This is a genomic window from Streptomyces sp. NBC_00249, assembly GCF_026342355.1.
In the GTDB taxonomy this organism is placed as follows: domain Bacteria; phylum Actinomycetota; class Actinomycetes; order Streptomycetales; family Streptomycetaceae; genus Streptomyces.
This window is the reverse complement of record NZ_JAPEMV010000002.1, coordinates 826,953-851,406: the sequence shown is the minus strand read 5'-3', so window position 1 is coordinate 851,406 and position 24,454 is coordinate 826,953. Positions and strand designations below refer to the sequence as shown.

Annotated in this window: 23 protein-coding genes and 1 pseudogene; 7 read left to right on the top strand and 17 right to left on the bottom strand. The window is 71.4% G+C overall.

Annotation, left to right across the window (positions count from 1 at the left end; all coding sequences use genetic code 11):
- The first annotated feature begins 15 nt into the window (after nucleotides 1-15).
- Entirely contained in the window at nucleotides 16-2,433 is a 2,418-nt protein-coding gene (locus OOK31_RS12690) for a galactose oxidase-like domain-containing protein (RefSeq protein ID WP_267012548.1), read from the top strand.
- 142 nt (nucleotides 2,434-2,575) lie between these two features.
- Nucleotides 2,576-3,652: a hypothetical protein gene (locus OOK31_RS12685; RefSeq protein WP_267012547.1), complete on the top strand. Its 1,077-nt coding sequence runs from the start codon at nucleotides 2,576-2,578 to the stop codon at nucleotides 3,650-3,652.
- Nucleotides 3,653-3,657: 5 nt separating this feature from the next.
- Here OOK31_RS12685 and OOK31_RS12680 read toward each other — a convergent pair whose 3' ends face one another.
- Entirely contained in the window at nucleotides 3,658-4,347 is a 690-nt protein-coding gene (locus OOK31_RS12680) for a hemolysin III family protein (protein WP_267012546.1), read from the bottom strand.
- 219 nt (nucleotides 4,348-4,566) lie between these two features.
- Between OOK31_RS12680 and OOK31_RS12675 the strand changes: the two genes are divergently transcribed.
- Nucleotides 4,567-6,417, top strand: a complete 1,851-nt coding sequence (locus tag OOK31_RS12675) for a phosphoenolpyruvate carboxykinase (GTP) (RefSeq protein WP_267012545.1) — start codon at nucleotides 4,567-4,569, stop codon at nucleotides 6,415-6,417.
- A gap of 71 nt (nucleotides 6,418-6,488) precedes the next feature.
- Here the strand turns inward: OOK31_RS12675 and OOK31_RS12670 are convergent, their stop codons facing one another.
- The 4 genes from OOK31_RS12670 to OOK31_RS12655 are packed head-to-tail and all read right to left on the bottom strand — an operon-like array spanning nucleotide 6,489 to nucleotide 11,035.
- The gene (locus OOK31_RS12670) at nucleotides 6,489-7,121 is read right to left on the bottom strand and encodes a hypothetical protein (RefSeq protein WP_267012544.1); all 633 of its coding nucleotides are present in this window, start codon (nucleotides 7,119-7,121) and stop codon (nucleotides 6,489-6,491) included.
- Nucleotides 7,108-8,751: a VWA domain-containing protein gene (locus OOK31_RS12665; RefSeq protein WP_267012543.1), complete on the bottom strand. Its 1,644-nt coding sequence runs from the start codon at nucleotides 8,749-8,751 to the stop codon at nucleotides 7,108-7,110. The genes OOK31_RS12670 and OOK31_RS12665 overlap by 14 nt, the downstream gene beginning before the upstream one ends.
- On the bottom strand, nucleotides 8,748-9,938 hold the full coding sequence (locus OOK31_RS12660; protein WP_267012542.1) for a toxic anion resistance protein: 1,191 nt from the start codon (nucleotides 9,936-9,938) through the stop codon (nucleotides 8,748-8,750). The genes OOK31_RS12665 and OOK31_RS12660 overlap by 4 nt, the downstream gene beginning before the upstream one ends.
- Complete coding sequence (locus tag OOK31_RS12655; protein ID WP_267012541.1) at nucleotides 9,935-11,035, bottom strand: substrate-binding domain-containing protein; 1,101 nt, start codon at nucleotides 11,033-11,035, stop codon at nucleotides 9,935-9,937. Before OOK31_RS12655 ends, OOK31_RS12660 begins: the two co-directional genes overlap by 4 nt.
- A gap of 143 nt (nucleotides 11,036-11,178) precedes the next feature.
- On the opposite strand from OOK31_RS12655, the gene OOK31_RS12650 reads away from it, so the two are divergent.
- Nucleotides 11,179-11,589, top strand: coding sequence for a hypothetical protein (locus OOK31_RS12650; RefSeq protein WP_267012540.1), 411 nt, complete (start codon nucleotides 11,179-11,181; stop codon nucleotides 11,587-11,589).
- Here the strand turns inward: OOK31_RS12650 and OOK31_RS12645 are convergent.
- The 4 genes from OOK31_RS12645 to OOK31_RS12630 all read right to left on the bottom strand — a co-directional run bounded on the left by OOK31_RS12645 (nucleotide 11,558) and on the right by OOK31_RS12630 (nucleotide 15,594).
- Nucleotides 11,558-12,079 carry a hypothetical protein gene (locus OOK31_RS12645; RefSeq protein ID WP_267012539.1) on the bottom strand — a complete coding sequence of 174 codons (522 nt, stop codon included), beginning with the start codon at nucleotides 12,077-12,079 and terminating at the stop codon, nucleotides 11,558-11,560. The two genes, OOK31_RS12650 and OOK31_RS12645, sit on opposite strands and share 32 nt — an antisense overlap.
- Nucleotides 12,080-12,579: 500 nt before the next feature.
- Entirely contained in the window at nucleotides 12,580-12,972 is a 393-nt protein-coding gene (locus OOK31_RS12640; protein ID WP_267012538.1) for a hypothetical protein, read from the bottom strand.
- A 115-nt stretch (nucleotides 12,973-13,087) separates the two neighbouring features.
- Nucleotides 13,088-14,299: a pyridoxal phosphate-dependent aminotransferase gene (locus tag OOK31_RS12635; RefSeq protein ID WP_267012537.1), complete on the bottom strand. Its 1,212-nt coding sequence runs from the start codon at nucleotides 14,297-14,299 to the stop codon at nucleotides 13,088-13,090.
- A gap of 737 nt (nucleotides 14,300-15,036) precedes the next feature.
- A complete protein-coding gene (locus OOK31_RS12630; protein ID WP_267012536.1) occupies nucleotides 15,037-15,594 on the bottom strand; it encodes a hypothetical protein in 558 nt (185 codons plus the stop codon).
- Nucleotides 15,595-16,272: 678 nt separating this feature from the next.
- On the opposite strand from OOK31_RS12630, the pseudogene OOK31_RS12625 reads away from it, so the two are divergent.
- Nucleotides 16,273-16,425 (top strand): annotated as a pseudogene (locus OOK31_RS12625) (Appr-1-p processing protein); the annotation flags it as partial.
- 14 nt (nucleotides 16,426-16,439) lie between these two features.
- Here OOK31_RS12625 and OOK31_RS12620 read toward each other — a convergent pair.
- Complete coding sequence (locus OOK31_RS12620) at nucleotides 16,440-17,201, bottom strand: TetR/AcrR family transcriptional regulator C-terminal domain-containing protein (RefSeq protein ID WP_267012866.1); 762 nt, start codon at nucleotides 17,199-17,201, stop codon at nucleotides 16,440-16,442.
- A 130-nt stretch (nucleotides 17,202-17,331) separates the two neighbouring features.
- On the opposite strand from OOK31_RS12620, the gene OOK31_RS12615 reads away from it, so the two are divergent.
- Nucleotides 17,332-18,078, top strand: coding sequence for a DUF4386 domain-containing protein (locus tag OOK31_RS12615; protein ID WP_267012535.1), 747 nt, complete (start codon nucleotides 17,332-17,334; stop codon nucleotides 18,076-18,078).
- Here OOK31_RS12615 and OOK31_RS12610 read toward each other — a convergent pair.
- The gene (locus OOK31_RS12610; protein ID WP_267012534.1) at nucleotides 18,051-18,416 is read right to left on the bottom strand and encodes a DUF6083 domain-containing protein; all 366 of its coding nucleotides are present in this window, start codon (nucleotides 18,414-18,416) and stop codon (nucleotides 18,051-18,053) included. The two genes, OOK31_RS12615 and OOK31_RS12610, sit on opposite strands and share 28 nt — an antisense overlap.
- Before the next feature lie 197 nt (nucleotides 18,417-18,613).
- On the opposite strand from OOK31_RS12610, the gene OOK31_RS12605 reads away from it, so the two are divergent.
- The gene (locus OOK31_RS12605) at nucleotides 18,614-18,979 is read left to right on the top strand and encodes a hypothetical protein (RefSeq protein WP_267012533.1); all 366 of its coding nucleotides are present in this window, start codon (nucleotides 18,614-18,616) and stop codon (nucleotides 18,977-18,979) included.
- A 6-nt stretch (nucleotides 18,980-18,985) separates the two neighbouring features.
- Here OOK31_RS12605 and OOK31_RS12600 read toward each other — a convergent pair whose 3' ends face one another.
- The 6 genes from OOK31_RS12600 to OOK31_RS12575 form a co-directional block, all read right to left on the bottom strand.
- Nucleotides 18,986-19,447, bottom strand: coding sequence for a nitroreductase family deazaflavin-dependent oxidoreductase (locus OOK31_RS12600; RefSeq protein WP_267012532.1), 462 nt, complete (start codon nucleotides 19,445-19,447; stop codon nucleotides 18,986-18,988).
- Nucleotides 19,448-19,545: 98 nt separating this feature from the next.
- Nucleotides 19,546-20,046, bottom strand: coding sequence for a peptidylprolyl isomerase (locus OOK31_RS12595; RefSeq protein ID WP_267012531.1), 501 nt, complete (start codon nucleotides 20,044-20,046; stop codon nucleotides 19,546-19,548).
- A 120-nt stretch (nucleotides 20,047-20,166) separates the two neighbouring features.
- Nucleotides 20,167-20,352: a hypothetical protein gene (locus OOK31_RS12590; protein WP_267012530.1), complete on the bottom strand. Its 186-nt coding sequence runs from the start codon at nucleotides 20,350-20,352 to the stop codon at nucleotides 20,167-20,169.
- 79 nt (nucleotides 20,353-20,431) lie between these two features.
- The gene (locus tag OOK31_RS12585) at nucleotides 20,432-21,445 is read right to left on the bottom strand and encodes a YdcF family protein (RefSeq protein ID WP_267012529.1); all 1,014 of its coding nucleotides are present in this window, start codon (nucleotides 21,443-21,445) and stop codon (nucleotides 20,432-20,434) included.
- Between the two features lie 17 nt (nucleotides 21,446-21,462).
- Nucleotides 21,463-23,052: an amidohydrolase family protein gene (locus OOK31_RS12580; RefSeq protein ID WP_267012528.1), complete on the bottom strand. Its 1,590-nt coding sequence runs from the start codon at nucleotides 23,050-23,052 to the stop codon at nucleotides 21,463-21,465.
- A 16-nt stretch (nucleotides 23,053-23,068) separates the two neighbouring features.
- On the bottom strand, nucleotides 23,069-24,349 hold the full coding sequence (locus tag OOK31_RS12575) for an amino acid deaminase (RefSeq protein WP_267012527.1): 1,281 nt from the start codon (nucleotides 24,347-24,349) through the stop codon (nucleotides 23,069-23,071).
- Between the last annotated feature and the right edge of the window lie 105 nt (nucleotides 24,350-24,454).

Genomic DNA, 24,454 nt, shown 5'->3' with positions numbered 1-24,454 from the left:
GAAAGGACACCCCGTATGCGAAGGAAGATCCGACGGAGGGCAGGGCGCCGGGCCGCCCTGGCAGCCGTCGGGGCGATGACCGCCGGCCTGCTGCTCAGCGCACCGCAGCAGGCCACGGCCGGACCGCCCAACCTGCTCACCAACCCCGGGTTCGAGACCGCCGGGGCTCCCGGCGCCGACATGCCCTCCTGCTGGTCCAAGTCCGGCTGGGGCGACAACGACTTCACCTTCGCCACCGTTCCCGACGCGCACACCGGCACCAAGGCCATGAAGGTCTCCCTCACGCGCCGCGTGGACGGCGACCGCAAGGCCCTGGTCACCGAGAACACCACCTGCGCCCCGACCGTCGTGCCGGGCAAGCAGTACGACCTGTCCGCCTGGTACAAGTCGAACACCCCGGACGTGTCGGTCACCGTGTTCCGCCACGACACCACCGCCGGCTGGCAGTACTGGACCGACCTGCAGAACCCGCCGGTCAGCGCCGCGTGGGCGCGTACGGAGGTGCGTACCCCGGCCGTCCCGCCGAACACCGACAAGATCGCGTGGGGGCTCTCCGTCTACGGCGTGGGCAGCCTCACCAGTGACGACTACGCCCTGGAGGAGGTGGGGGCCGCCCCGCCGCAGGCCACCTGCACCGGTACCGCCGAGCAGTGCGCCAAGGGCAAGTGGGAGGTGATGGCCGCCCAGAACCCGGTGCGGTCCATGCACGCCGTCGTCCTCAAGAACAGCAAGGTGCTGCTGATCGCTGGCTCCGGCAACGACATCTCCCAGTTCAACGCCGGGACGTTCACCTCCGCCGTCTACGACCCGGTGGCCGGCTCCGTCAAGACGATCCCGACGCCCGTGGACATGTTCTGCTCCGGGCACGTGCAGCTGGCCGACGGCCGGGTGCTGGTGATGAGCGGCAACAAGGGCTACCCCTCCGCCGACGGCAAGATCGGCTACCAGGGCCTGAAGGACTCGTACATCTTCGACCCGGCCACCGAGAAGTACACGAAGACCAACGACATGAACGGCGGGCACTGGTACCCGTCGGCGACGATCCTCGGCAACGGTGACGTGATCTCCTTCGGCGGCCTCAAGGAGGACTCCACGGGCAACGTCACCGCGGAGAAGTTCTCGGCGGCGCAGGGCAAGTGGCTGCCGATGAACGAGGTCAACCAGACCTGGTCGTACTGGGGCCTGTACCCCTCGATGATCCTCATGCAGGACGGCCGGCTCTTCTACTCCGGCAGCCACACCTTCGGCAACGGCACGGCCGGCTCGGGCGCCTCGGTCTACGACTACGCCGCCAACACGATCACCGACGTGCCCGGACTGCGCAAGAAGGACGAGCGCGACGAGTCGGCGAGCGTGCTGCTGCCCCCGGCGCAGGACCAGCGCGTCCTGACCGTCGGCGGCGGCAACAACGAGACCAACCCGGCCGCGAACCGGCTCACCGACATCATCGACCTGAAGCAGCCGAGCCCCGCCTACACGGCCGGACCCGACCTCCCGCAGGGCCTCGTCGACACCGGTGCGGGCAAGCGCCCGCAGACCGGCGCCGAGGGCAAGATGTACGTCTCGGCGGTGCTGCTGCCCGACGGCAAGGTGCTGGAGACCGGCGGCGGCCTCCACGACCGGGCCGACCCGGTCTTCGAGGCCTCGTTCTTCGACCCGGCGAGCAACACCTACCAGGCGGGCCTGGCCGCCGACCCGATCCCGCGCACCTACCACTCGGGCGCGTTCCTGCTGCCCGACGGCCGGGTCATGTCGGTCGGGGACAACCCGGGCAACGGCACCTACAACCACGCCGTGTCCATCTACACCCCGCCCTACCTCTTCAAGGGCCCCCGCCCGCAGCTCACCTCGGTCATCGACACCGAGTGGGTCTACGGCGACACCCAGCGCATCACCGTCAACCGGCCCATCGCCAAGGCGGAGCTGATCCGCCCGGCCGCCGTCACCCACTCCTCCGACCCCAACCAGCGGTTCGTGGACCTCCCGATGACGGTGGTCAACAACACGACCATCGACCTCAACGTCACCAGCAATCCCAACCTGGCGCCGCCCGGCTGGTACATGCTCTTCGGTGTCGACGCGAACGGCATCCCCTCGGTCGCCACCTGGGTCCACCTGGGCGGGGCCCCCTCGCTCGCGGCGGCCCAGGAACAGCCCTCCGCGCACGAGCACACCTTCGCCAAGGAGCTCGCCGCCCCGAAGCCGAACCCGGCGAAGCGGGACGCGGCCCCGGTCGCGCCCAGCGTGGCGGGCTGCGACCGGCACTACGGAACGGCGAGCGTGTGCGTACCGACGCGCTTCCCGGCGGAGGTGAAACCGACGACGAAGGACCGCTGCGAATGGCTGGCCGCGCACCGGTTCCCGAAGCGGATGAAGGTCAACGGCAGCGACCCGCTCCGCCTCGACCAGGACGGTGACGGCTACACCTGCTGATACACCCGCTGATACACCGCTGAACCGTACGGGGCGACGGCGCCAACTGAACCCGTTTGACCGCCCGTCGCCCCGTACCCCTGTGTGATCGCACTTCTACGCTGAGTCGCGGCTCCTTCCCCCGCCCGAAAGGCCCGCGTCCATGCACGAGATCGCACCGCCCCCGCCGCGCAGCCGCCGCCTCACCCGGGGCCGGCGCCTGGCCGTCCTGCTCGCCGTCAGCCTCCTCGGCCTGCCCGCCCTCACCGGGCAGGCAACGGCCGACGCCGGGCGGGCGGTGGGCGACACCGGGCGGATCACCGAGTTCGAGCCCCCCACCGCGGGCAGCGGCCCGGTCGGCATCATCGGCGGGCCGGACGGCAACGTGTGGTTCACCGAGGGGACCACCAACAAGATCGGGCGGATCACCCCGAAGGGCCGGATCACCGAGTTCCCGCTCCCCGAGCCCAACCGGTTCCCGGACGACATCGCCACGGGCGCCGACGGGAACCTGTGGTTCACCGAGCCGGGCGTCAACAAGATCGGGAGGATCACCCCGCGCGGTCAGGTCACCGAGTTCGCCGTGTCCACCGCGGATGCCTACCCGTTCGGCATCACCCGCGGCCCCGACGGGAATGTGTGGTTCACGGAGAACGGGGGCAACAAGATCGGCCGGATCACCCCGCGCGGCCGGATCACCGAGTTCCCGCTCCCGAACCCCGACAGCTTCCCGTACCGGATCACGGCCGGCCCGGACGGCAACCTGTGGTTCACGATGCCCTTCGGCAACAAGCTCGGCCGGATCACCCCGCGCGGTCAGGTCACCGAGTTCGCGCTGCCGAACCCGGACGGCGCGCCCTTCAACATCGTGGCCGGCCCGGACGGGAACCTCTGGTTCACCGACGGCGGAAGCGGCTTCAGTAACGAGATCGTGCGGATCTCGCCGGACGGCAAGCATGTCAAGCGCTTCCCGCTGCAGACCCCCAACACCGGCCCGATCGGCATCGCCAAGGGCCCGGACGGCGCCCTGTGGTTCACCGAGTCCAACCAGAACAAGATCGGCCGGATCACGACGCACGGCAGGATCACCGAGTACGCCATCCCCACGCCGAACCTCGAGAACACGCCCTTCCACATCGCGGCGGGCCCCGACGGCAACATGTGGTTCACGGAGCTCATCGGCAACCGGATCGGCCGCGTGAAGGTCGGCGGCCACGCGGCCGGAGGGCCGCGCGGCTGAGGCCGTCAGTGCTGGTAGGCGGCCAGCGAGATACCGACGTAGTGGGCCACGAAGGCGGCCAGCGTCAGTGAGTGGAACACCTCGTGGAAGCCGAAGAAACGCGGGGAGGGGTTGGGTCGCTTCATCCCGTAGATGACCCCTCCCACGCTGTACAGCAGGCCGCCGACGACCACGAGCACCAGGACGGCGATACCGCCGGCGCGCAGGAAGTCGGGCAGGAAGAAGACCGCCGCCCAGCCCATGGCGATGTAGCACGGGGTGTACAGCCAGCGCGGGGCGCCGACCCAGAAGACGCGGAAGGCGATGCCGGCGGCGGCCGCGATCCACACCGCCCACAGCAGGGTCCGCCCGGTGGAGTCGGGGAGCAGCAGGACGGACAGCGGGGTGTAGGTGCCCGCGATGATCAGGAAGATGTTGGCGTGGTCGAGGCGCCGCAGGATCGCTTCGCCGCGCGGGCCCCACGTACCGCGGTGGTAGACGCCGCTGACGCCGAAGAGCAGGCACGCGGTGAGGATGTAGATCCCGCAGGCGACCCGCGCGCGCGTGGAGTCGGTGAAGGCCATGAGCACCAGGCCCGCGATCACGACGGCGGGGAACATTCCGGTGTGGAGCCAGCCGCGCATCAGCGGCTTGGCCTCGGGCTCCGCCTCCGCAGTGGCCGGTGCGGCCGCGACGGCGGCGGCGTCAGAAGTCATGGCGACATGCTACCTACGGGTCCGTAGGTTTCCGTTAGTGCTCTTTACGGAAGATTGACGGACGTGGCGATGCTCACGTGAGAGGCCCCCTGGACATATGCGCATACGCACCGGATGATCAGATGAGTGCGGTCGGCACCGGATGAGCGGAGCGCGAAGCGTCCGGGTCGCAGCCCCCACGGGGCATACACCAAACAAACCCCTCAACAAGGAGCAATCGTGGCGCGCGACAACGCGGCTCCCACTTCCAACCCGACGACCCACCCGGGGCTGATCACCTGGGTGGAGGAGATCGCTGCCCTCACCCAGCCGGACAGCATCGTCTGGTGCGACGGTTCCGAGGCCGAGTACGAGCGCCTGTGCGAAGAGCTCGTCGCCAAGGGCACCTTCAAGAAGCTCGACGAGACGAAGCGCCCGAACTCGTACTACGCCGCCTCCGACCCGACCGACGTCGCGCGCGTCGAGGACCGGACCTTCATCTGCTCCGAGAAGGAGGAGGACGCGGGCCCGACCAACCACTGGAAGGCTCCTTCCGAGATGAAGGCCCTTTTCACTGGTGAGGGGGGCTTCAGCGGGCAGGAAGGTATCTTCCGCGGCTCCATGAAGGGCCGGACGATGTACGTCGTCCCCTTCTGCATGGGCCCCCTCGGCTCCGAGCTCTCCGCGATCGGCGTCGAGATCACCGACTCCGCCTACGTCGCGGTCGCCATGCGCACCATGACCCGCATGGGCAAGGCCGTCCTCGACGAGCTCGGCACCGACGGCTTCTTCGTCAAGGCCGTCCACACCCTCGGCGCTCCGCTCGCCGAGGGCCAGGCCGACGTCCCGTGGCCCTGCAACACCACCAAGTACATCTCGCACTTCCCCGAGACCCGCGAGATCTGGTCCTACGGATCCGGCTACGGCGGCAACGCCCTCCTCGGCAAGAAGTGCTACGCGCTGCGCATCGCCTCCGTCATGGCGCGCGACGAGGGCTGGCTCGCCGAGCACATGCTGATCCTCAAGCTCACCCCGCCGCAGGGCGAGGGCGACGCGAAGTACATCGCCGCCGCGTTCCCGAGCGCCTGCGGCAAGACCAACCTCGCCATGCTCGAGCCCACCATCCCCGGCTGGAGCGTCGAGACCGTCGGCGACGACATCGCCTGGATGCGCTTCGGCGAGGACGGCCGCCTCTACGCGATCAACCCCGAGGCCGGCTTCTTCGGCGTCGCCCCCGGCACCGGCGAGCACACCAACGCCAACGCCATGAAGACCATGTACGCCAACACCGTCTTCACCAACGTCGCGCTCACCCCCGACGGCTCCGACGTCTGGTGGGAGGGCATGACCGAAGAGGCGCCCGCGCACCTCATCGACTGGAAGGGCAACGCCTGGACCCCGGAGTCCGGCACCCCGGCGGCCCACCCCAACGCCCGCTTCGCCGTCCCCGCCTCCCAGTGCCCGACGATCGCCCCCGAGTGGGAGGACCCCAAGGGCGTCCCGATCTCCGCGATCCTCTTCGGCGGCCGCCGCGCCTCCGCCGTCCCGCTGGTCACCGAGTCCTTCGACTGGAACCACGGCGTCTTCATCGGCTCGAACATCGCCTCCGAGAAGACCGCCGCCGCCGAGGGCAAGGTCGGCGAACTGCGCCGCGACCCCTTCGCCATGCTGCCGTTCTGCGGCTACAACATGGGCGACTACATGGCCCACTGGGTCAAGGTCGCCGCCGACAAGGACCAGGCGAAGCTCCCGAAGATCTACTACGTGAACTGGTTCCGCAAGAACGACGCGGGCAAGTTCGTGTGGCCGGGCTTCGGCGAGAACAGCCGCGTCCTGAAGTGGATCGTCGGCCGCCTCGACGGCACCGCCGAAGGCGTCGAGACCCCCATCGGCGTCCTGCCGACCAAGGACTCCCTCGACCTCGACGGCCTCGACCTGCCGGCCGAGGACCTCGACTTCCTGCTCACCGTCGACAAGGAGATCTGGCGCGACGAGGCCGCCCTGGTCCCCGAGCACCTCAACACCTACGGCGACCACACCCCCAAGGAGCTGTGGGACCAGTACCACGCACTCGTCGAGCGCCTGGGCTGAACCGCCCCGCACCACCGAAGACTCCCGCGGCCGGCTGTCCCCGGCCGTAGGGTGACGCGGGATTCCCCGACCTAGGGTTCCCTGCGACCTTCCAAATAGGTCGTGTGCGTCTGCTGACGGCGGGCCTCCGTTTCACGGAGGTCCGCCGTCACGCGTTCCGCCTCCTCCAGCAGCAGCGACAACTGCCGCTCCAGGTGCCGCTCCGGGGACTCCCCGCCCGGCGTCAGCCGCGTCCACCACCGCGTACGGTTGTACGTGTCCACGCACTCCGGCACGTCCAGCCGGATCGCCCGCGACAGCGTGTGCACCGCCTCCGGATCGGTGGCCAGCACGTCCGCCACCCACCCCGGATCCAGCAACGCCCCGTACAGGTCCAGCAGTTCGCCCAGCTTGCCTTCGGCGGCCGGCGGCAGCTCCACCTCCGCGACGTAGTCCCGCAGCCGCCCCAGGTCCTCCCGTACGACACCCAGCTGCTCGGCCGGGTCCGGGAAGTCCGGGGTGTCGACCCGCTCCGGCGGGGCGATCAGCGCGCCCGCCCCGTACAGGCCCGCGACCACCACCGGCCAGTACGCGCCCGCCACACCCGCCAGGGTCAGCCCCAGCCCGGCGAGCCCGCACACACTGCCCGCCAGGTTCTTCCTCGACTCCAGGTACGCGAGCACCACAGCGCCCGCACCCCGCCCCTGCGCTCTACTGGTAGCCACGGATCTCCTCGAAGGCCCCGTCCAGGGAGCCGTTCCCGTCGGTCGCGTCGAAGAGCCGGCCACCGGTCAGCTCGGCGATGTGCGACAGCTCCTTGCGGTCCGAGTCGCCGAACACCACGGAGAAGACCGGCGTGTGCTTCTGCCCCTCCGGAAGCCCGGCGTAGAAGGAGTCGAAATCCTGCACCTTGTCCCCGCTCTGCCCGTCCGTCATGAGCACGATCGAGGTGAACGCGTCCGCGTTCCCCTGCCCCAGGTGCTGGTAGGCCGCCTTCAGGCTCCCGTACACGGCCGTACCCCCCTCCGGGCGCAGCGCCTTCACGTCCCCCCGGATCGCGTCCAGGGCCGGCCCGGGATTGCCCGGCTCGACGACGTGCGTCAGCACCTTCTTCACCTTGTCACCGAACGGCAGCAGCGTCACCTCCTCGCGGTCCCGGAACCGCTGCCCCGTCCCCGAACTCCCCGTCCCCGTCAGCTCGGTGAGCGCCGAACGCAGCCGGCCGATCCGGTCCTCCTCCGCCATCGAACCGGAGGTGTCCAGCACGTACACCGTCCGCGAGGGCCGGCGCAGCTCGTTCTCGTACGAGGCCAGCAGCCCGTCCGCGACCGACCGCGACCCCGGGAACGGCAGCTCGCGCCGCTTCTCGGCATCCAGCCCCGCCGCCGGCGCCACCCCGGGCGCCACCGGCCGCCGGAACGTCTTGTCGGTGATGAGCTTCTGCGCGGCGTCCCCGCGCAGGTAGTCCGTCAGCCGCCGCCCCGACTCGTGCGCCCCGGCCGGGGCCGAGGACAGCAGCGTCAGCGGATAGTGGGCGGTGACCACCCCGTCCTTCGGCCGGATCACCGTCAGCGGGTTCTTCGCCCGGTCGTTCATCGACTTCAGCACCGACTCGTAGTTCACCAGCGCGTCCACGTCGTCGCGCCTGGCGTACGCGGTCGCCAGCCAGCCCGAGGAACCGGACGTCAGCTTCTGCCCGTTGAAGAAGCCCTTCAGGCGCGGCCGGGCCTTCTGTACGTCCGCGTCGGTCAGCGCCGACTGCGCCCCCGACAGGCCCGAGGCCACCGACACCAGCGCGGAGAAACCGGAGTTGGAACGCACCGGGTCCGTCATCCCGTACGTCAGCTTCCCGGCGGCGACGGCCTCCTCGACCGCCGACCAGGTCACCTCCTGCGGCTTCCAGCCCAGCCGGGCCAGCGCCTGCGGCTTCACCCCGAGGGCCACCGGCGAGGACATCACCGGGGTCTCGCCCACCAGCTTCGCCGCCGCCTCGGGGCGCAGCCGCAGGTAGTCGTTGGAGGACAGCCAGATCGCGTCGTACTTCCCGTCGGCCTTGCCGGAGGCGACCTGCTCGGCCGCGTCCAGCGTCCCCGACCAGGTGAAGTCCACCGACACCCCGGTCGCCGCCTTCGCGGCCTTCAGCACCGGCTCCATGTCGGCCAGCTCGCTGGACGCCAGGACCCGCAGCCGGCCCTCCTTGTACTCCTGCGTCTTCTGCCCGCCGGAACCACCCGAAGTACCGGAGCCCCCGGACGACCCCGAAGGTGTTTCCGACGTACAGGCGGCCGCCCCCAGCAGACTCGCGGCCACGGCCACCACGACAGCCAGCCGTCCCCGCCCCATCGCTCTGCTCATCGCCGGTCCCCGCCTTCCAGGGCGCTCGCGGTCCGCGTCCGCGCCAGGTGCTCGGACGCCGACCGGAGCTCGCCCGTCAGGGACTCCACGGTCGCCGCCATGTTCTCGGTGGCCTGCACCTTGAAGGTGTCGATCGCGTCCAGCGTCTTGTAGATCTGCGCGAACGCCGTCCGCAGCGTCTCCGCACCGACCGCCGGGTCCGCGGCGATCCGCTGGATCTCCCCGCTCTGCGTCGACAGCATCTCCGCGTTCCCCCGGATCAGCTCCTCCGTCGTCCCCTTCAACGCGTTGACCTGCTCGATCACCTTGCGCTGGTTGTCCAGCGCCGAAGCCAGCATCACCGCGATCCGCAGCGCCGACACGGTCGTCGTCGCCGCCCGGTCCACGCCCTTGATGAGCTCCTCGTTGTTGCGCCGCACCACGTCCATCGCCAGGTAGCCCTGAGCGCACACCGCAAGCTGCGTCAGCAGGTCCTGGTGCTTCTGCCGCACCGGGAACAGCACGTCCGCACGCATCGCGTCAGCGGCCTGCGGATCGGTGTGCTCCGCCTCGGCGATCCGCTGCTCGACCGCCCCGTCCAGCGCCTCGGTGAGGACCGCGTACTCCTGGAGCTTGCCCATCGTCTCCCACAGCCGGGCCCGCTCCGTGTGCAGCGCCGCGTTGTCACGGCGCAGCTCGTCCTGACCGCCGCGCAGCGCGCCCACGATCCGGTTCAGGGTGGCCTGCGAGGAGGCGTACTTCGCCACGTGGTCCCGGAAGCGGTTCCCGCCCGGCAGCTTCGCCAGCAGCCTGCGGGCCCCCTTCGCGGGCGCGTCCCGCGGGTCCAGGTCCTCGACGGTGCGGCGCAGCTCGACCAGCGAGCCCGCGACCCGCGCCTGGGCGTCCCCGCCCCCGTCCGAGCCGAGGGAGCGCACCGCCCGCTCCAGCATCCGGTTCGACTGCTGGGCGGCGCTGCGCATGTCGGCGGAACCGAGGCCGGCGATCTCCCCGATCCGGGTGGCGAACTCGGGGGAGCGGGTGTCGATCCCGGCGAGCTGGCCCACGTACTCCCCGGCCCGGCGGGCCATCTCGTCCTGCACCCCGTCCTGCAACGGCACCAGGCCGGAAGCCTGCTCCCGCCGTACGGGGGCGACGGGCTCGGGCGCGGTGAGGACGAGCGGGGTGTTCTCGGGCGGTGTCAGTGTCATGGCGTGTCCCCCTGGCCCTTGGCGCGGGACGCGAGCGCCGTCAGGACCTTCACGGTCGGTGCGCCGACCTGCCGGATACCGGTCAGCCCCGGGTTGAGGTAGCCGGCGAACGGCGCGGTCGCGGCGGTGAACTCGGCGACGCCCTCCTGCGGGCGGAACCCGTGGCGCACCGCCAGCTCGCGCAGCTTCGGGTCGGTGGCGAGCAGGGTGCCGAGGTCGTTGGCCTTCTCGTTCAGCGGTACGAAGGTGTGCGGGGAGTTGACGGTCGTGTCCGGGTAGAGCACGACCATGTCCCCGGTCTGTCCGGCGGCCTGCTTCTTCATCAGGAGCGAGGCCACTTGCGACTCGTAGGCCAGGATCAGCGGCTCGCCGCTGCCGCTGATGAACGCCCGGAACGGGTCGTCCGTGCTCTGCTCCAGGGCCCCCTGGACGGAGATCAGCTTGCGCAGCAGAGGAGCGGTCCGCCCGATCCCCGCCTCGTCGGCCACCACGCTGTTGCCGTTGGCGACGTTGGAGGTGGCGGCGATGAACAGGGCCCCGGAGTTGGAGGTGGCGGGATCGGTGGTCTTGACGAACACCGTGCCGGTCAGCTCGCCGTACGGCGCCGAGCCGGGCAGCTCCTGCCACTTGCGGTCCTCGCCGGCGGCCTTCAGATAGGCCCCCATGACCAGAGTCCCGGAATTCTTCCCGTTCATCCGCACCAGCCCGCTGTCGGCGAGCACCTTGGCCGCGTTGGCGCGGGCGATCACGACGAGCGGGGAGAAGAAGGGCTTGGTGGTCTGCGCCCCCTTGACCCCCGCCGCGGCCTCGATCTCCTGCGCGGGTTCACTGCTGCTGGGGAAGGCGAAGTCGTACTCCTTGAGCGGGAGCTTGTCCATCGCCCAGGAGCCGGAACTCTCCGGCTTCACGGTGTAGCCCTTGTCGTGAAGGGCCTTGACGACGTCGGGATCACGGAAGAAGTCGGCCTTCTCCGATCCGATGACGCCTCGCACGATCTTCGTTGTCGTGTCTGCGGGCTTGTCGCCCCCGATGACGATGGCGCCGATCACGCCACCTATCAGGAGGACCGCCAGGGCGATTCCCAGGATGCGTCTCACGGGTGCAGCGTGCTCGCGGAAACCCACATTCCGCGCGGCGTTGAATGAACGTCAGGTGTCCAGGCGGTCCCACTTCGAAATGCTGTGTGGGCCCGTGGGTGCTGGTGGGAGGGGCGGGGTCCGAGGAGGATCGTCCCATGGTCGTGAGCGCGTTGAAGTGGCAGGGCTGGCTGGTGGGCCTGATGGCCCTGGCGGGACTCCTGGTGTTCGCCCCGCTCACCCTCTACGTCTGGGCCAGCGGCCCCGCCGTGGAGGCGGTCGTTCCGACCGCCCGGGTCACGTCCTGCCGCATCGACCCGACGAGCCACCGCGTCCTGGCCGCACTGGAGGCCACCGGCGAAGGCTCCTACCTGATCACGGTCGAGTTCCGCGACGCCGAGCACCCCACCCCGGACACCCGCACGGCCCAGTCCCTGGTCCGCGTCCCGGGCCTCACCCCGGCCACCCCCGCCCAGGCGGAAGCCGTCGGCCCGGTCTGGCCCCCGGCGACGACCCCGTGGTGCGGGGTCGCCTCCGTCAGCCTCAGCGAGCCGCCCGCAGGTTCCACACGGTGAGCTCACCCTCGATGAGCCCGTAGGACCCCTCGTCGTACTTGGTAGCACTCACCTTGAACACCCCAATGGGCGAACTCTCCTCGACGACACACACACTGTCGCCCTCCGTCACCACGACCGAGGAGAGCGACTGGGTGGCCAACAGGTCCTTGCACCCCTGCGCCGTGGGCGCCTCGGCCCCGGTCCACAGGGCGGCGGTGCCCTTGACCTCCATCCCGTTGGACCCGGTACGGCCGGCCGCGGGCCGGTAGCCGAGGGTGTTCCCGGAACCCCTGCGCGGCGGCACCTGCGTGAGGTCGACGCCCTCCAGCCCGAGCACCACCTTCCCCGACCACCGCACGGCAGCGGGCGCGGGAGCGGCCCCGCCCCCCTGCGCGGCCGGACTCTGCGGCGGCTGCGCGGTCACGGTCACCGCACCGGAAGCCGGCGGCGCCGCCACCGCCCCCGGCGAGGGCGACCCGTTCGAGAACGCGGCAACGGCACTGGCCACCCCCGCGATGGCACTCACGACGGCCGCCGCGGCCGCCCACACCTTCACCCGGGACACCCCAGGGGCAACCGGCGCCACCCCACCGGGCGGCCCATACGGCGGCGGCGGCACCGCCCGCCCCGACGGATCCTCCACGACGCCTCCCCAACTCCCAGCCCGACAATCCCCGCGACGATAGCAATTCCGCCACCCCCTCAGGAACTTGCCGGCGCCCGGACCGCCGACTCAGCCCCTGACGGGCCGCAGACGCTGAGACGTGCGAAGCGCGTAGCGATCTGAGGCGCCTGGAGGGGTCTGATGGCCGCCACGTCGTCATTTGGTGCGGGTAGGACCGGGCCTTGGTCCCGAAAGGGGCTGTGAGCTGCCCGGATGCCGGACACGGCGGCCGAAGTCGGCCCGCCACCGCGCCCGCACCGGCCGCAGGCCCCGTAAAAACAAAAAACGCCCCCGCAGGGGCATGGCGCCCGGTCCGGAGCCTCCGCGGCCCCGGACCGGGGCCGTCAGTGGGCGCCGGCCAGGTCGACGGAGTCGGCGGCGGCGTGTGCGTCCATCCGCTCGGCGGCGAGGATCGCCACGGCGGTGTCGGCGCGGGACGCGGCGACGAGCAGGGCGCGCGCCGCGAGGTCGTGGGCGCGGCGGTGCAGCGCGAGGGTGTCGGAGGGGCTGCCGCCGTGCGGGGCGCGGGTCGGCAGCGACCCGCGCAGCCGCGCCACCTGGTCGGCGATGCGCGCGGCGCTCTCGTCGAGTCCGAGCTCGTCGGTGACGGCGAGCAGCGCCGAGAGGTGCCCGGCGAGCTGGATGTCGAGGGCTTCGCCGCGGCTGCTGTGCGGGTATGGGGCCGGGGTGCCGTCCACACGGTGGACGACCGACTTGGAGCGGATCGGCTCGTACATGAGGAGGCCTCCTGCGTGGGTCAGGAGACCATCCTACATTGGATCCGTTCTAAAGTTGAGCTGAATCCGGACGAGCTGCCCGGAGCCTTCCGCGGCTTCGCCCCACGGCTTTGCCCTACGGCTGCCCGTACCCGTCCAGGAAGTTGCCGATCCGGGTCACCGCGTCCGCGAGGTCCTTGGCGTTCGGCAGGGTCACGATCCGGAAGTGGTCCGGCTCGGTCCAGTTGAAGCCCGTCCCGTGCACCACCATGATCTTCTCGGACCGCAGCAGGTCGAGGACCATCTGCCGGTCGTCCTTGATCTTGTAGACCGCCGGGTCCAGCTTCGGGAAGAGGTACAGCGCACCCTTCGGCTTCACACAGCTGATGCCGGGGATCTGCGTCAGCAGGTCGTACGCCGTGTCGCGCTGCTCCAGCAGCCGCCCGCCGGGCAGCACCAGGTCGTTGATGGACTGGCGCCCGCCGAGCGCGGTGGCGACCGCGTGCTGCGAGGGCATGTTGGCGCACAGCCGCATGTTGGCCAGGATCGTCAGCCCCTCGATGTACGAGGAGGCGTTCTTCTTGGGGCCGCAGACCGCCATCCAGCCGGCCCGGTAGCCGGCGACGCGGTAGTTCTTGGACAGTCCGTTGAAGGTGAGCGTCAGCAGGTCCGGCGCGATGGCGGCGGTGTTGGTGTGCGTGGTGCCGTCGTAGAGGATCCGGTCGTAGATCTCGTCGGAGCAGACGACCAGGTTGTGGCGGCGGGCGATGTCCGTGAGCCCGCGCAGCATCTCGTCGTCGTAGACGGCGCCGGTCGGGTTGTTCGGGTTGATGATCACGATCGCGCGGGTGCGGTCGGTGACCTTGCGCTCGATGTCGGCGAGGTCCGGCATCCAGTCGGACTGCTCGTCGCAGCGGTAGTGCACGGCGGTACCGCCCGCGAGGCTGACCGAGGCGGTCCACAGCGGGTAGTCCGGGGCGGGGACGAGGACCTCGTCGCCGTCGTCGAGCAGCGCCTGCATCGACATCTGGATCAGCTCGGAGACCCCGTTGCCGAGGTAGATGTCCTCGACGTCCAGCTCGATGCCCTTGGTCTGGTAGTGCTGCATGACCGCGCGGCGCGCGGAGAGCAGCCCCTTCGCGTCGCCGTAACCGTGGGCCGTGCCCAGGTTGCGGAGCATGTCCTCAAGGATCTCCGGCGGGCACTCGAAGCCGAAGGCCGCGGGGTTGCCGGTGTTGAGCTTGAGGATGCGATGACCTGCTGCTTCGAGCCGCATCGCCTCTTCGAGGACGGGTCCGCGGATCTCGTAGCAGACATTGGCGAGTTTCGTTGACTGGATCACCTGCATGACGGGAGCTTACGGGCCCACGCGCCCGCCCGCCGAGCCTTTTGGGCGGGAGCCACGCGAGCGAAATGTCCCGTTTCGCGCGATGGGTGGGTGCCAATGCCGTCCACCCTTTGAAACGGCGGCCCCTCCGGCGTTCCGGCCTGCGGAATGGGTGGGGGCGGGGCGGGGGTGGCGGGGGTGTGGGGCTCGTCACCTTGGGGGCCGCTGGCGGTGGGGCGGGGGCACCGACAGGGGGGCGGTGCGGGGGCCGGGGTTGACGGTGCGCCCTGGGGCGGGGCCGGTGGAGTGCCGGGGGCTGCCCGCCAGTCCACTGTCCTTCCGTGTCGGGCCGGCCTGTCAAGGGCGCTCACTGCGTTCGCGTCGCTACGCGATGGCCTTCGGCCACCCTTGACAGACCGACCCGCCCCGGAATGCCAAAGACTGTCGGGAAGCCCCCGAAGGAACGGCATGGGGGGAGCGAAGGGAGAGCGGCCGTCTCGGAGAAACACCCCCCGAGTCCCGGCCGGCTGCCTGCGCACACCCGGAACAACCTTCCCCGACCCTGCCGGGGAGACGGGCCCGGCCCAACCGGAGCCGGACGGCGAAAAGACCGACACCAGGCTCCGGCAGAGCCCGACAGACACGCGCCAGATCGCTACGCGCTCCTGCCGTCCCGGCGTCTGCGGCCCGCCCGTGGCCGGACATAAGCCGCCCACGATCGCTACACAGCCGAGACCGTCAGGCGTCTGCGGGAGGTGTCACGTATTGGTGTTGAGGAAGCCGATGACGACGGAGCCCCACCAGCAGGCCTGGGATACGAGGGCGGTGACGCCTCCCCACAGCAGGAGGCGGGGGCTGACCGGGTCGGTGGCAGCCTCCAGGCGGCGGCCCAGGAGTCCTGCCTGGAGGCCGTTGACCGTCAGGACGGCCACGAGCGCGAGCTTGGTGAGGGTCAGCGGCGACGTCACGTCCGGGTGCAGCATCAGCCCGCTGAAGACCAGGCCGCCGAGGCCGGCCCAGATGGGCACGTGCAGGCGGGAGGTGGCCCCGAGCACCTCGGTGAGCGTGCACCGTCCGGTCGCCCAGAGCAACCCGTAATAGTCGGCGGACAGCACCGCGCCGAAGCCGAGCACGAGCGACGCGAGGTGGGCGAAGAGCGCGACGGTGTGCATCGTTTCGTCCGCCTGCATGTGCAGCGAGCACCACACCCCTGCCGCCAGCGCGAGCAGCGCGATCAGGGCCCCCGCCGCCACCGTCCACCAAGAGTCGTAGAGGCGGATCGGGCGGGGGGAGAGTCTGGCTGCGGGGGACGACATGGGGGCGGACTCCGGAGAGGAAAGCGGGCACGATGACTTTCAGCCATGCGAAAGCTAGGTAAGGCTTACCTAAAGTCGCCTTATCGTCAATGCGTGTCCACGCCCCAAGACCCGTGAGTCCAGCCACAGGCAGTCCGCAGACGCCTGACGGTCTCGGCTGTGTAGCGATCGTGGGCGGCTTATGTCCGGCCACGGGCGGGCCGCAGACGCCGGGACGGCAGGAGCGCGTAGCGATCTGACGCGTGCCTTTCGGGTCCTGGTGTCGGTCTTTTCGCCGTCCGGCTCCGGTTGGGCCGGGGCCGCCTGTCCGGCAGGGTCGGGGAAGGTTGTTCCGGGTGTGCGCAGGCAGCCGGCCGGGACTCGGGAGGTGTTTCTCCGAGACGGCCGCTCTCCCTTCGCTCCCCCCATGCCGTTCCTTCGGGGGCTTCCCGACAGTCTTTGGCATTCCGGGGCGGGTCGGTCTGTCAAGGGTGGCCGAAGGCCATCGCGTAGCGACGCGACGAAGGAGCGCCCTTGACAGGCCGGCCCGACACGGAAGGACAGTGGACTGGCGGGCAGCCCCCGGCACTCCACCGGCCCCGCCCCAGGGCGCACCGTCAACCCCGGCCCCCGCACCGCCCCCCTGTCGGTGCTCCCGCCTACCGTTGGGTCATGACGCCGCTCAGGTGTCTCGTGGCGCTGGCCGGGCATGCCGTTGAGCTGGGCGCCAGCGTGCACATGCCCCGGATCGGGTGCGGGCTCGCGGGCGGGACCTGGCCGCGCATCGAGCCGTTGATCACCGCCGCGCTGTGCACCCGGGACGTGGAGGTGACCGTCTACGACCGGTCCTGAACGGACCCCGCCCCTCACCCGGTAGCGGGACCTGCCGCACCCATCCCCATCCCCATCCCCATCCCCGCCCCCGCCGCAGACGACCACCCCCGCCCCCGCAGCCGCTCCAGCCCGTCCAGGAGCAGGTCCAGGGCGAATTCGAACTCGGACTGGTCGTCGCAGCCGCCGCCGGAGCCGCCCACCACCGACCGGCCGTCGTGGGCCGCCGTCATGGCCATTTCCGCGATGCGCGGGTAGCGCTGCGCCATACCGGGGTCGGGCGCGGGGTCGGATGCGGTGTCCCCGCCCGAGGTGTCGAAGAGTTCCTGGCTGAAGCCCAGCAGGCGGCTGCCCATGGCGTGCATCGCGTGGTGGGCGAGGTCGGCGGAGAAGCCGCCGTCGCGGAGGGTTCCGATCGTCGAGTCCAGGTACGCCAGCACCGCCGGCGTCGGGGTGGCGCGGGACTCGATGACGCGGGCCGTCCAGGGGTGGCGCAGGAGCACGCGCCGGGCGGAGAGGATCCGCCGGCGGACGACGTCCTGCCAGTCGGGGCCGTCCTGAGGCGGGTCGATCTCGCCGACGACGGCGTCCAGCATGCCGTCGAGCAGCTGGTCCTTGTTGGCCACGTGCTTGTACAGCGCCATCGGTACGACGCCCAGCTCCTGCGCGAGCTTGCGCATGCTGAGCGATTCGATGCCGCCGGTGTCGGCGAGCGCCACGGCGGCCCGCAGTACCCGCTCCCGGTTCAGGGGGGTCCGGCGTGCGGCCTCCCCGCCCTGCTCTTCCTTCGGCTCCATCGGCTCCATCGGCTCCGTCGTCATCCGGCTGCTCCCCTTTCCGGTTGACGAGTGTACGCCGTACACCTACATTGACCGCGAGGTGTACGGCGTACACCTCCCAGAGGCGGGTCGAGAGGGCGAAGAGATGATGAGCTCAGAACGAAGGACCGCGCTGGTCGCGGGGGTGCTGTTCCTGATGACCGAGGTGTCGGCGATCGCGGGCCTGCTCCTCTACCGCCCCCTGCTCGGCGCGGCGGGGGACGGCCTGGCCGCCGGATCCGGCGCCGGCACCCGGGCCCTCCTGGGCGCCCTGTGCGAACTGGTCCTGGTGGCCTGCGTCGTCGGTACCGGGGTGGCGCTGTTCCCGGTCGTCAAGCGGTGGGGGGAGGGGCTGGCCCTCGGCTACGTCTGCGCCCGCGCCCTGGAGGCGGTCGTCATCCTCGGCGGAGTCCTCGCCGTCCTCACCCTGGTGACGGTCCGCCAGGACGGCGACCCGGGATCCGCCGGGGCCGTGGACAGGGCCCTGGTGGCGCTGCACGACTGGGCGTTCCTGATCGGGCCCAATGTCGCCCTCGGCGTGAACACCGCGCTCCTGGCGTTCCTGATGTTCCGCTCCCGCCTCGTCCCCCGGTACATCTCCGTGCTCGGGCTGATCGGAGGCCCGCTGATCTGCGCCTCGGCGGTGGCCGTGATGTTCGGGCTCTACGAGCAGGTCTCCCCGGCGGGGTCGGCGGCGGCCCTCCCGGTGTTCGCGTGGGAGGTGGCGCTCGCGGTACGGCTGATCGGCAAGGGCTTCCACGGCGAGGCGGCCCCCCAGCCCGCACCCGCCCCCGCACCGGCACCCGCACCCGCACCCACCCCCGCCCCTCACCCCCCGCGCCCCGCGCACACGTAGAAGTGGCTGATCCGGCAGGTGTCCGTCGGGGAGCCCGCGCCGAGGTTGACGGCGGTGCCGTCCGGGGCGATGCGCCAGCGCTGGCCCGCCGGGACGGTGTGGACGGGGAAGGCCCCGGGCTCGACGAGGAGCCACTTGCCCCGGACCGTGCGGTGCCAGTACGCCGCCCCGCCGCAGTCCCGGCAGGTGGCGGGGCGGGGTTCCGCGGGGGTCGCGGGCGGTGTCCCGGCGGTCCGGGGCCGGCCGATGGTGGCGACGAGCGTGTCCGCGAGGACCTTCGCGAGCAGGAAGGGCCCGCCGTCGTGGCCGCCGTCCCGCTCCTGGGTGTTTGTGGTCAACTGTCCCCCTTCTGGCCCTGTTGGTAGCCGATGGCGGGCGGTCCGGTCCATCCGTGGGGCGGGATGTGACCCGAACGAGTGGTGATCCGAGGGCGCGCCGCTCCCGGCGGTCCGGGAGAAACGATTCGCCGCCGCCCGCCCTCCTAGGGTCGAGCGGCGTCACCCCTTGATCATCTTCAGAAGGGATCCACCCCGTCATGAAGCTCCGCAGCACCCTCGCCGCCGGCCTCGGCGCCCTCACCCTGGTCCTGTCCCTGTCGGGCTCGGCCGTGGCCGCGCAGGGGGAGTTCAGCTACAAGTACGTGGACGGCTACGGGCAGGAGCGCAAGGTCACCCTGCACGACCCGCACAGTGGCAAGTGCATCAACCTCCACGCCGTCGGCGACAACAAGGAGCTGCCCGGCTACGGCCCCCACAACCAGACCGACACCAACGTGACCGTCTACCTCGGCGCGAGCTGCGACGGTCCGGAGTGGCGCCTGAGGGCCCACGGCAAGGCGGCGACCGACAAGCTCGAGGTGCGCTCGGTGCGCTTCGACGCCCCCGACGACAAGAAGGCCTAGCCGGGCCTAGCCGGCCCCGCCCTCGATGATCACCAGCGGGATCTCGCGCGGCCACGCCAGCGCCTGGTAGTCGTCGTAGAGCGGCCACAGGGCGGTCATCGCCTCCCAGTACGTCTCCCGCTCCGCCGGGTCCGCCGTGCGCGCCCGGCCGTGCAGGACGTCGGCGCCCACCTGGAGCCTGACCTCCGGGTGGGCGGTGAGGTTCTCGTACCAGGCGGGGTGGCGCGGGCCGCCCGCGCCGGAGGCCACGACCAGGTGTCGGCCCGCGTCCCGTGCGTAGATCAGCGGGGTGCGGACGGTCCGGCCGGTGGCGCGGTCGACGGTGGTGAGCAGCAGCGTCGGGACCCCGTGCCACAGGTGGCCGTCGGTGCCCCCGCTGGAGACGTACGTACGGACGTGCTCGCGCGGGGGGCCGGGGCGCGGGTCGGTGGGGTGGTCCCAGTCGACGGTGACGGCGACGCTGTTCATCTGACCTCCGTAGGGCGGCCCCCGGACGGCTAACGAGCCTTCACCGATTCTGGATGCGGCGGATCCGTGGCGCACCCCACGGCCGTCGCCACAACCGATCAGGCCACCAGCGCAGCCTTCTCGATCACCACCGGCACCAGCGGCATGTCGCCGTGCCCGCCCGCGCGCCCGGTGCGGACGGCGGCGATCGAGTCCACCACGTCCCGGCCGGCGCTGACCAGGCCGAACACCGCGTAGCCGTATCCGCCCGGCGTCGGGGCGGTGTGGTCCAGGGCCGGGTTGTCGGCGGTGTTGACGAAGAACTGCGAGGTCGCCGAGTGGGGGACGCTGGTGCGGGCCATCGCGACCGTGTACCGGGTGTTCTTCAGGCCGTTGTCGGCCTCGTTGCGGACCGGTTCGCGCACCGGCTTCTGCCGCATGTCCGCGGTGAATCCGCCGCCCTGGTTCATGAAGCCGGGGATCACCCGGTGGAAGACCGTGCCGTCGTAGTGGCCGCTCTCCACGTACCCGAGGAAATTGGCGACCGAGGCCGGCGCCTGCTCCTCGTAGAGGTCGATGACGATGGTGCCGAGGCTGGTGGTCAGCTTCACCTGAGGCATGTCGGGTCCGGTCCCTTCTGGGGCGAAAACGTGCCTCTCAGCTTCGCAGAGGGTCACCAAGGGGCCACGGCCCGGGGTGCGACCCCCGGCCGTGGCCCGCAGCGGTTCCGTCCGGCCGCGCTACGGCAGGTAGCGCTCGATGACCTGGGGACCCTCCTTCTCGATCAGCTGGCGGGCCTTCTCGACCCGCTCCGGAGTCGGGTCGTGTCCGGTCGCCATCACGAGGTCCTCGGGGTCGTACGGCCGCTCACCGCCGGTGAAGAGCCGGTCCGACCGGGTGGGCCGCTGGTCCGATTCACTGTCCATCGCGTACCTCCTCCAATGCCCCCCAGGCCCCCATCCTGCGGCCCCCGCCCCATGAACGCACCTCGGGGCGTCGCCCGCCTCACAGCGCGAGGAGCGTGACTCCGGTCCCGGCCGCGGTCAGGGCGCCGCAGATCCACAGGTTGACCACGCGGTGCTCCCAGAAGACGGCGACGAACTCGCGGATGGTGGCGCTGGGGAGGAAGTAGCGCGCCGTGGGCGAGCCCAGGACCTGGCCGTTGACCCCCGCCTTGCGGGCCATCATCGCCGCCCGGAAGGCGTGGAAGTTGTTGGTGACGACCACGCAGCGGTAGTCCGGGTCGTGCGCGAGCATGATCTGCCGCGAGAACTCCATGTTCTCCTCGGTGGTCCGCGAGCGGTCCTCCAGGGTGATGTGCTCCGCCGGGACGCCCTCCGCGATCAGCCAGTCGGCCATGGCCCGGGCCTCGGCGACCTTCTCGTCCGAGCCCTTGCCGCCGGAGGTGAGGAGCACGGGCGGGCGGCTGCCGCGGGCCAGCTGGGCCTCGTAGATCTCCTGGCCCTTGCGCAGGCGGGAGGCCAGCAGCGGCGGCACCCGGTCCCCGCCGATCAGGCCGGAGCCCAGCATGACCACGTGGTCGACGTCCCCGCGGACCTTGATCCGGCCGTAGAGGAAGGCGTAGCCGAGGAAGCACAGGAAGATGAAGGAGACGTAGGCGACGACGGCCGTGAGGGTGGCGGCGAGGCCGCTGAGCAGGACCGAGTCCAGGAGCGGGATGGTGATCAGCAGGGCGGTCATCCCGAAGATGCCGAGCCCCGCGAGCATCGACAGCAGGTTGGCCGGGCGGCGGCCCTCCTTGCGGATCATGGTCATGCCGTTGCGGACGAGGAAGACGCCGAGCGCCAGGCTGCCGAGCGCGGGCACGAGGAAGACGAGCCCGACGACGGCGACCGCCGCCCACGACGGCAGCGCCGTCAGCTGGACGAGCAGGGCGAAGGAGAAGGTGACGAAGGTCAGGCCGAGCAGGACCGCGTTGCGAAAGCGCCGGCGGTCCTTGTAGGCGCTGACGCAGAAGACGAGGAGGAAAAGGGCGGGGAGGGCGAAGGCGGCGACCATGCCGTTCATCGTAAATGTCACATGTGAACACCCGTACGGCGTACCGATCTTCCGGCCAGGACCTCCGTCCTGCGCCCGTTCCGCAGGACGAAACGCCCGTCGATCAGCACGTGCGGGATCCCGGTGGGCAGCGCGCGCGGACGCTCGTACGTGGACCCGGCCGCGACCGTCTCCGGGTCGAAGAGGACCAGGTCGGCGCGGAAGTCCTCGCGGACCAGGCCCCGGTCGGGCAGCCGCAGCCGGGCCGCCGGGCGGCCCGAGAGGTGGGCCACGCACTCCTCCAGGGAGAGCACGCCCAGCTCGCGCACGTACCGGCCGAGGTAGTGGGGGAAGGTGCCGTAGGCGCGCGGATGCGGTTTCGCGCCGTGCAGGATGCCGTCGGAGCCGCCCGTGTGGACGCGGTGGCGCATGATCGCCCGGACGTTCTCCTCGTGGCCGACGTGCATGAGGATCGTCGGCCCGAGCCGGTCGCCCAGCAGCAGCCGCCGGGCGGTGTCCCAGCCGTCGAGGCGGGTCCCCACGTGTGCGGAGTACGCGGGATCGGTGGTGCCGGAGATCTCGACCGCCGACCAGTCCACCGGCACCCCGTGGCAGCCGTCGGAGCCCTCCACCTCCAGGGCGTGGCGGATCCGTTCGGCGGTGGCGTCGTCGCGCAGCCGGGCGAGGACGGCCTCGGGGCCGCCCGCGCTGGCCCAGCCGGGCAGCAGCGCGGCGAGGGTGGTGCAGCCGGGGGTGTACGGGTAGCTGTCGAGGGTGAGGTCGGCGCCCGCGGCGAGGGCCTCGTCGAGGAGGGCCAGCAGTTCGGGGGCGCGGCCCTCGTTCTCGCCGAAGTTCATGGTGGCGTGCGCGAGGTGCAGGGCGCAGCCGGCCTCGCGGGTCAGGGCGAGCATCTCGGCGTAGGCCCGGAGGGCGCCGCGGCCGTAACTGCGGTGGTGGGGGCAGTAGTAGCCGCCGTGGCGGGCCACCACCTTGCACAGTTCGGTCAGTTCGGAGCCGGACGCGTACATGCCGGGGGTGTAGGTCAGTCCGGAGGACATGCCGACGGCGCCCTGCTCCAGGCCCTCGGCGACGAGCCGGCGCATCCGGTCGAGCTCGGCGGGCGTGGCGGGCCGGTCGTCCCAGCCGAGGGCGTACGCGCGGACGGTGCCCTGGGGGACGAGGTAGGCGGCGTTGACGGCGATGCCCCGGCCGCCGTGGGCGGTGTCGAGCCGGTCGAGGTAGCCGCCGACGGTGCGCCAGTCGAAGTCGACGTCGTCGCCGGTGCCGTTCCAGCCGGCGATGGCGGTCCGCACCCCGGCGAGGGTCTTCTCGTCGGCCGGGGCGTACGACAGGCCGTCCTGGCCCAGGACTTCGAGGGTGACGCCCTGGGCGGCCTTCGCGCTGTGGTCCGGGTCGCGGAGCAGCGCGAGGTCGCTGTGGGCGTGCATGTCGACGAAGCCGGGGGCCAGGACGAGCCCGTCGCCGTCGAGGACGGTGCGGGCCCCGCCGCGGATCCGGCCGGTCCGGGCGATCTCGGCGATCCGGCCCCCGCGCACGCCGACGTCGGCGGTGTACGAGGGCCCGCCCGTGCCGTCGGCCACGCGGGCCCCTCGGACGACCAGGTCCACGGCGGTGCCCCTGTTCTCAGAAGAAGGTGCGGACGTATTCGGTGACGGTTCCGTCGGCGGTAACGACCGGGATCATCGGCCACTTCTCGAAGATGGTGCAGGGGTGCGACATCCCGAGCGCCACCCAGTCGCCGACCTGGAGGTCCTCGGCGGAGCCGGTCTCCAGCCAGGCGTGCTGGTCGGAGAGTTTGACGACGCCGATGCCGTCGGCGGGGCGTTCCTCGCCGGTGAGGGCGTCGCGGACGAGTTCGGCCTCGGGCAGGCCGAGGTCGTAGGCGATGTCGCGCTTGCCGGCGTTGACGAAGGCCTGGGTGGGGGAGGGGCGGGATACGACCTGGGTCCACAGCCGGAAGGCGGGGCGCAGTCCGCCCTCCTCGGGGATCCGGTTGAAGGGGGTCAGGCGGGTGTACCAGCCGTGGTCGTGGGAGACGTACGCGCCGGAGCGCAGCAGCTTCAGGACCGGCCGGGACAGCTCCGGGATCTCGGCGAAGACGTCGGCGACGGCGTCGAACCAGGCGGAGCCGCCCGCGCTGACGACGATCTCCTCGAGATCCGTGGCGAACCGTCCGGCCTTGTCGAACTCGGCGGCGAGGCCGGTGAGCCGGCGCAGGTAGGCGTGGACGCTGTCCGGGTCGGCGCCGGGCACCTCGGCCTCGTACCCGGCGATGCCCACCAGGCGCAGGGTGCCGGTGGCGGCGACGGCGTCGGCCACGGCCCGGCAGTCGTCGTCGCTACGGGCCCCGGTGCGGGCGCCCTCGCCCGCGCCGAGCTCGACGACCACGTCGAGTACGGCGCCCTGCCCGGTCAGGGCCCGGTCCATCAGCTCGACGCCGCGCACGGAGTCCACGTAGCAGACGAACCGGAAGGCGGGGTCGGCGGCGAGTTCGGCGGCGACCCAGCGCAGGGCGGCGGGGTCGACGAGTTCGTTGGCGAGGAAGATGCGCTGGATCCCGAAGGCGCGGTACACGCGGGCCTGGTGGGGGACGGCGGCGGTGATGCCCCACGCGCCGTGCTCCAGCTGGCGGCGGAACAGCTGGGGGGCCATGCAGGTCTTGCCGTGGGGCGCGAAGGCGAGGGCATGGCGGCTCGCGTACGTGCCGAGGACGGTGAGGTTGTGCTCCAGCGCGTCCGCGTCGAGGGTCAGGACCGGGGTGGTGAAGCCGCCGGTGAAGAGGTCGCGGGCCTGGGCGGCGAGTTCGCCGACGGTGAGCCCGGCGGCTTCGGCGTCCGGGGGCAGCCCCTTGAACCGGTGGTCGACCGGTTCGTCGGCGAGGGCCTGGACGGGGTCGCTGGGCATGAGGGGTCCTCCTCGTCGCGTTGCGATGTGCGCAACGGCCGTTGCGGGTGGTGCAGGTGGTGTCTAACATCTCGGATGACGAGCGGTCAACGGGGCGCGGTTCCG

What these genes read in the sequence shown, in the direction of transcription:
- OOK31_RS12685 (WP_267012547.1), top strand. Translation starts at nt 2,576, where the DNA reads ATGCACGAGATCGCACCGCCCCCGCCGCGCAGCCGCCGCCTCACCCGG.
- OOK31_RS12600 (WP_267012532.1), bottom strand. Translation starts at nt 19,447, where the DNA reads ATGAACAGCGTCGCCGTCACCGTCGACTGGGACCACCCCACCGACCCG.
- OOK31_RS12665 (WP_267012543.1), bottom strand. Translation starts at nt 8,751, where the DNA reads ATGAGCAGAGCGATGGGGCGGGGACGGCTGGCTGTCGTGGTGGCCGTG.
- OOK31_RS12585 (WP_267012529.1), bottom strand. Translation starts at nt 21,445, where the DNA reads ATGGTCGCCGCCTTCGCCCTCCCCGCCCTTTTCCTCCTCGTCTTCTGC.
- OOK31_RS12635 (WP_267012537.1), bottom strand. Translation starts at nt 14,299, where the DNA reads ATGCAGGTGATCCAGTCAACGAAACTCGCCAATGTCTGCTACGAGATC.
- OOK31_RS12590 (WP_267012530.1), bottom strand. Translation starts at nt 20,352, where the DNA reads ATGGACAGTGAATCGGACCAGCGGCCCACCCGGTCGGACCGGCTCTTC.
- OOK31_RS12605 (WP_267012533.1), top strand. Translation starts at nt 18,614, where the DNA reads ATGAAGCTCCGCAGCACCCTCGCCGCCGGCCTCGGCGCCCTCACCCTG.
- OOK31_RS12615 (WP_267012535.1), top strand. Translation starts at nt 17,332, where the DNA reads ATGAGCTCAGAACGAAGGACCGCGCTGGTCGCGGGGGTGCTGTTCCTG.
- OOK31_RS12680 (WP_267012546.1), bottom strand. Translation starts at nt 4,347, where the DNA reads ATGACTTCTGACGCCGCCGCCGTCGCGGCCGCACCGGCCACTGCGGAG.
- OOK31_RS12690 (WP_267012548.1), top strand. Translation starts at nt 16, where the DNA reads ATGCGAAGGAAGATCCGACGGAGGGCAGGGCGCCGGGCCGCCCTGGCA.
- OOK31_RS12630 (WP_267012536.1), bottom strand. Translation starts at nt 15,594, where the DNA reads ATGTCGTCCCCCGCAGCCAGACTCTCCCCCCGCCCGATCCGCCTCTAC.
- OOK31_RS12575 (WP_267012527.1), bottom strand. Translation starts at nt 24,349, where the DNA reads ATGCCCAGCGACCCCGTCCAGGCCCTCGCCGACGAACCGGTCGACCAC.
- OOK31_RS12640 (WP_267012538.1), bottom strand. Translation starts at nt 12,972, where the DNA reads ATGTACGAGCCGATCCGCTCCAAGTCGGTCGTCCACCGTGTGGACGGC.
- OOK31_RS12620 (WP_267012866.1), bottom strand. Translation starts at nt 17,201, where the DNA reads ATGGAGCCGAAGGAAGAGCAGGGCGGGGAGGCCGCACGCCGGACCCCC.
- OOK31_RS12595 (WP_267012531.1), bottom strand. Translation starts at nt 20,046, where the DNA reads ATGCCTCAGGTGAAGCTGACCACCAGCCTCGGCACCATCGTCATCGAC.
- OOK31_RS12660 (WP_267012542.1), bottom strand. Translation starts at nt 9,938, where the DNA reads ATGACACTGACACCGCCCGAGAACACCCCGCTCGTCCTCACCGCGCCC.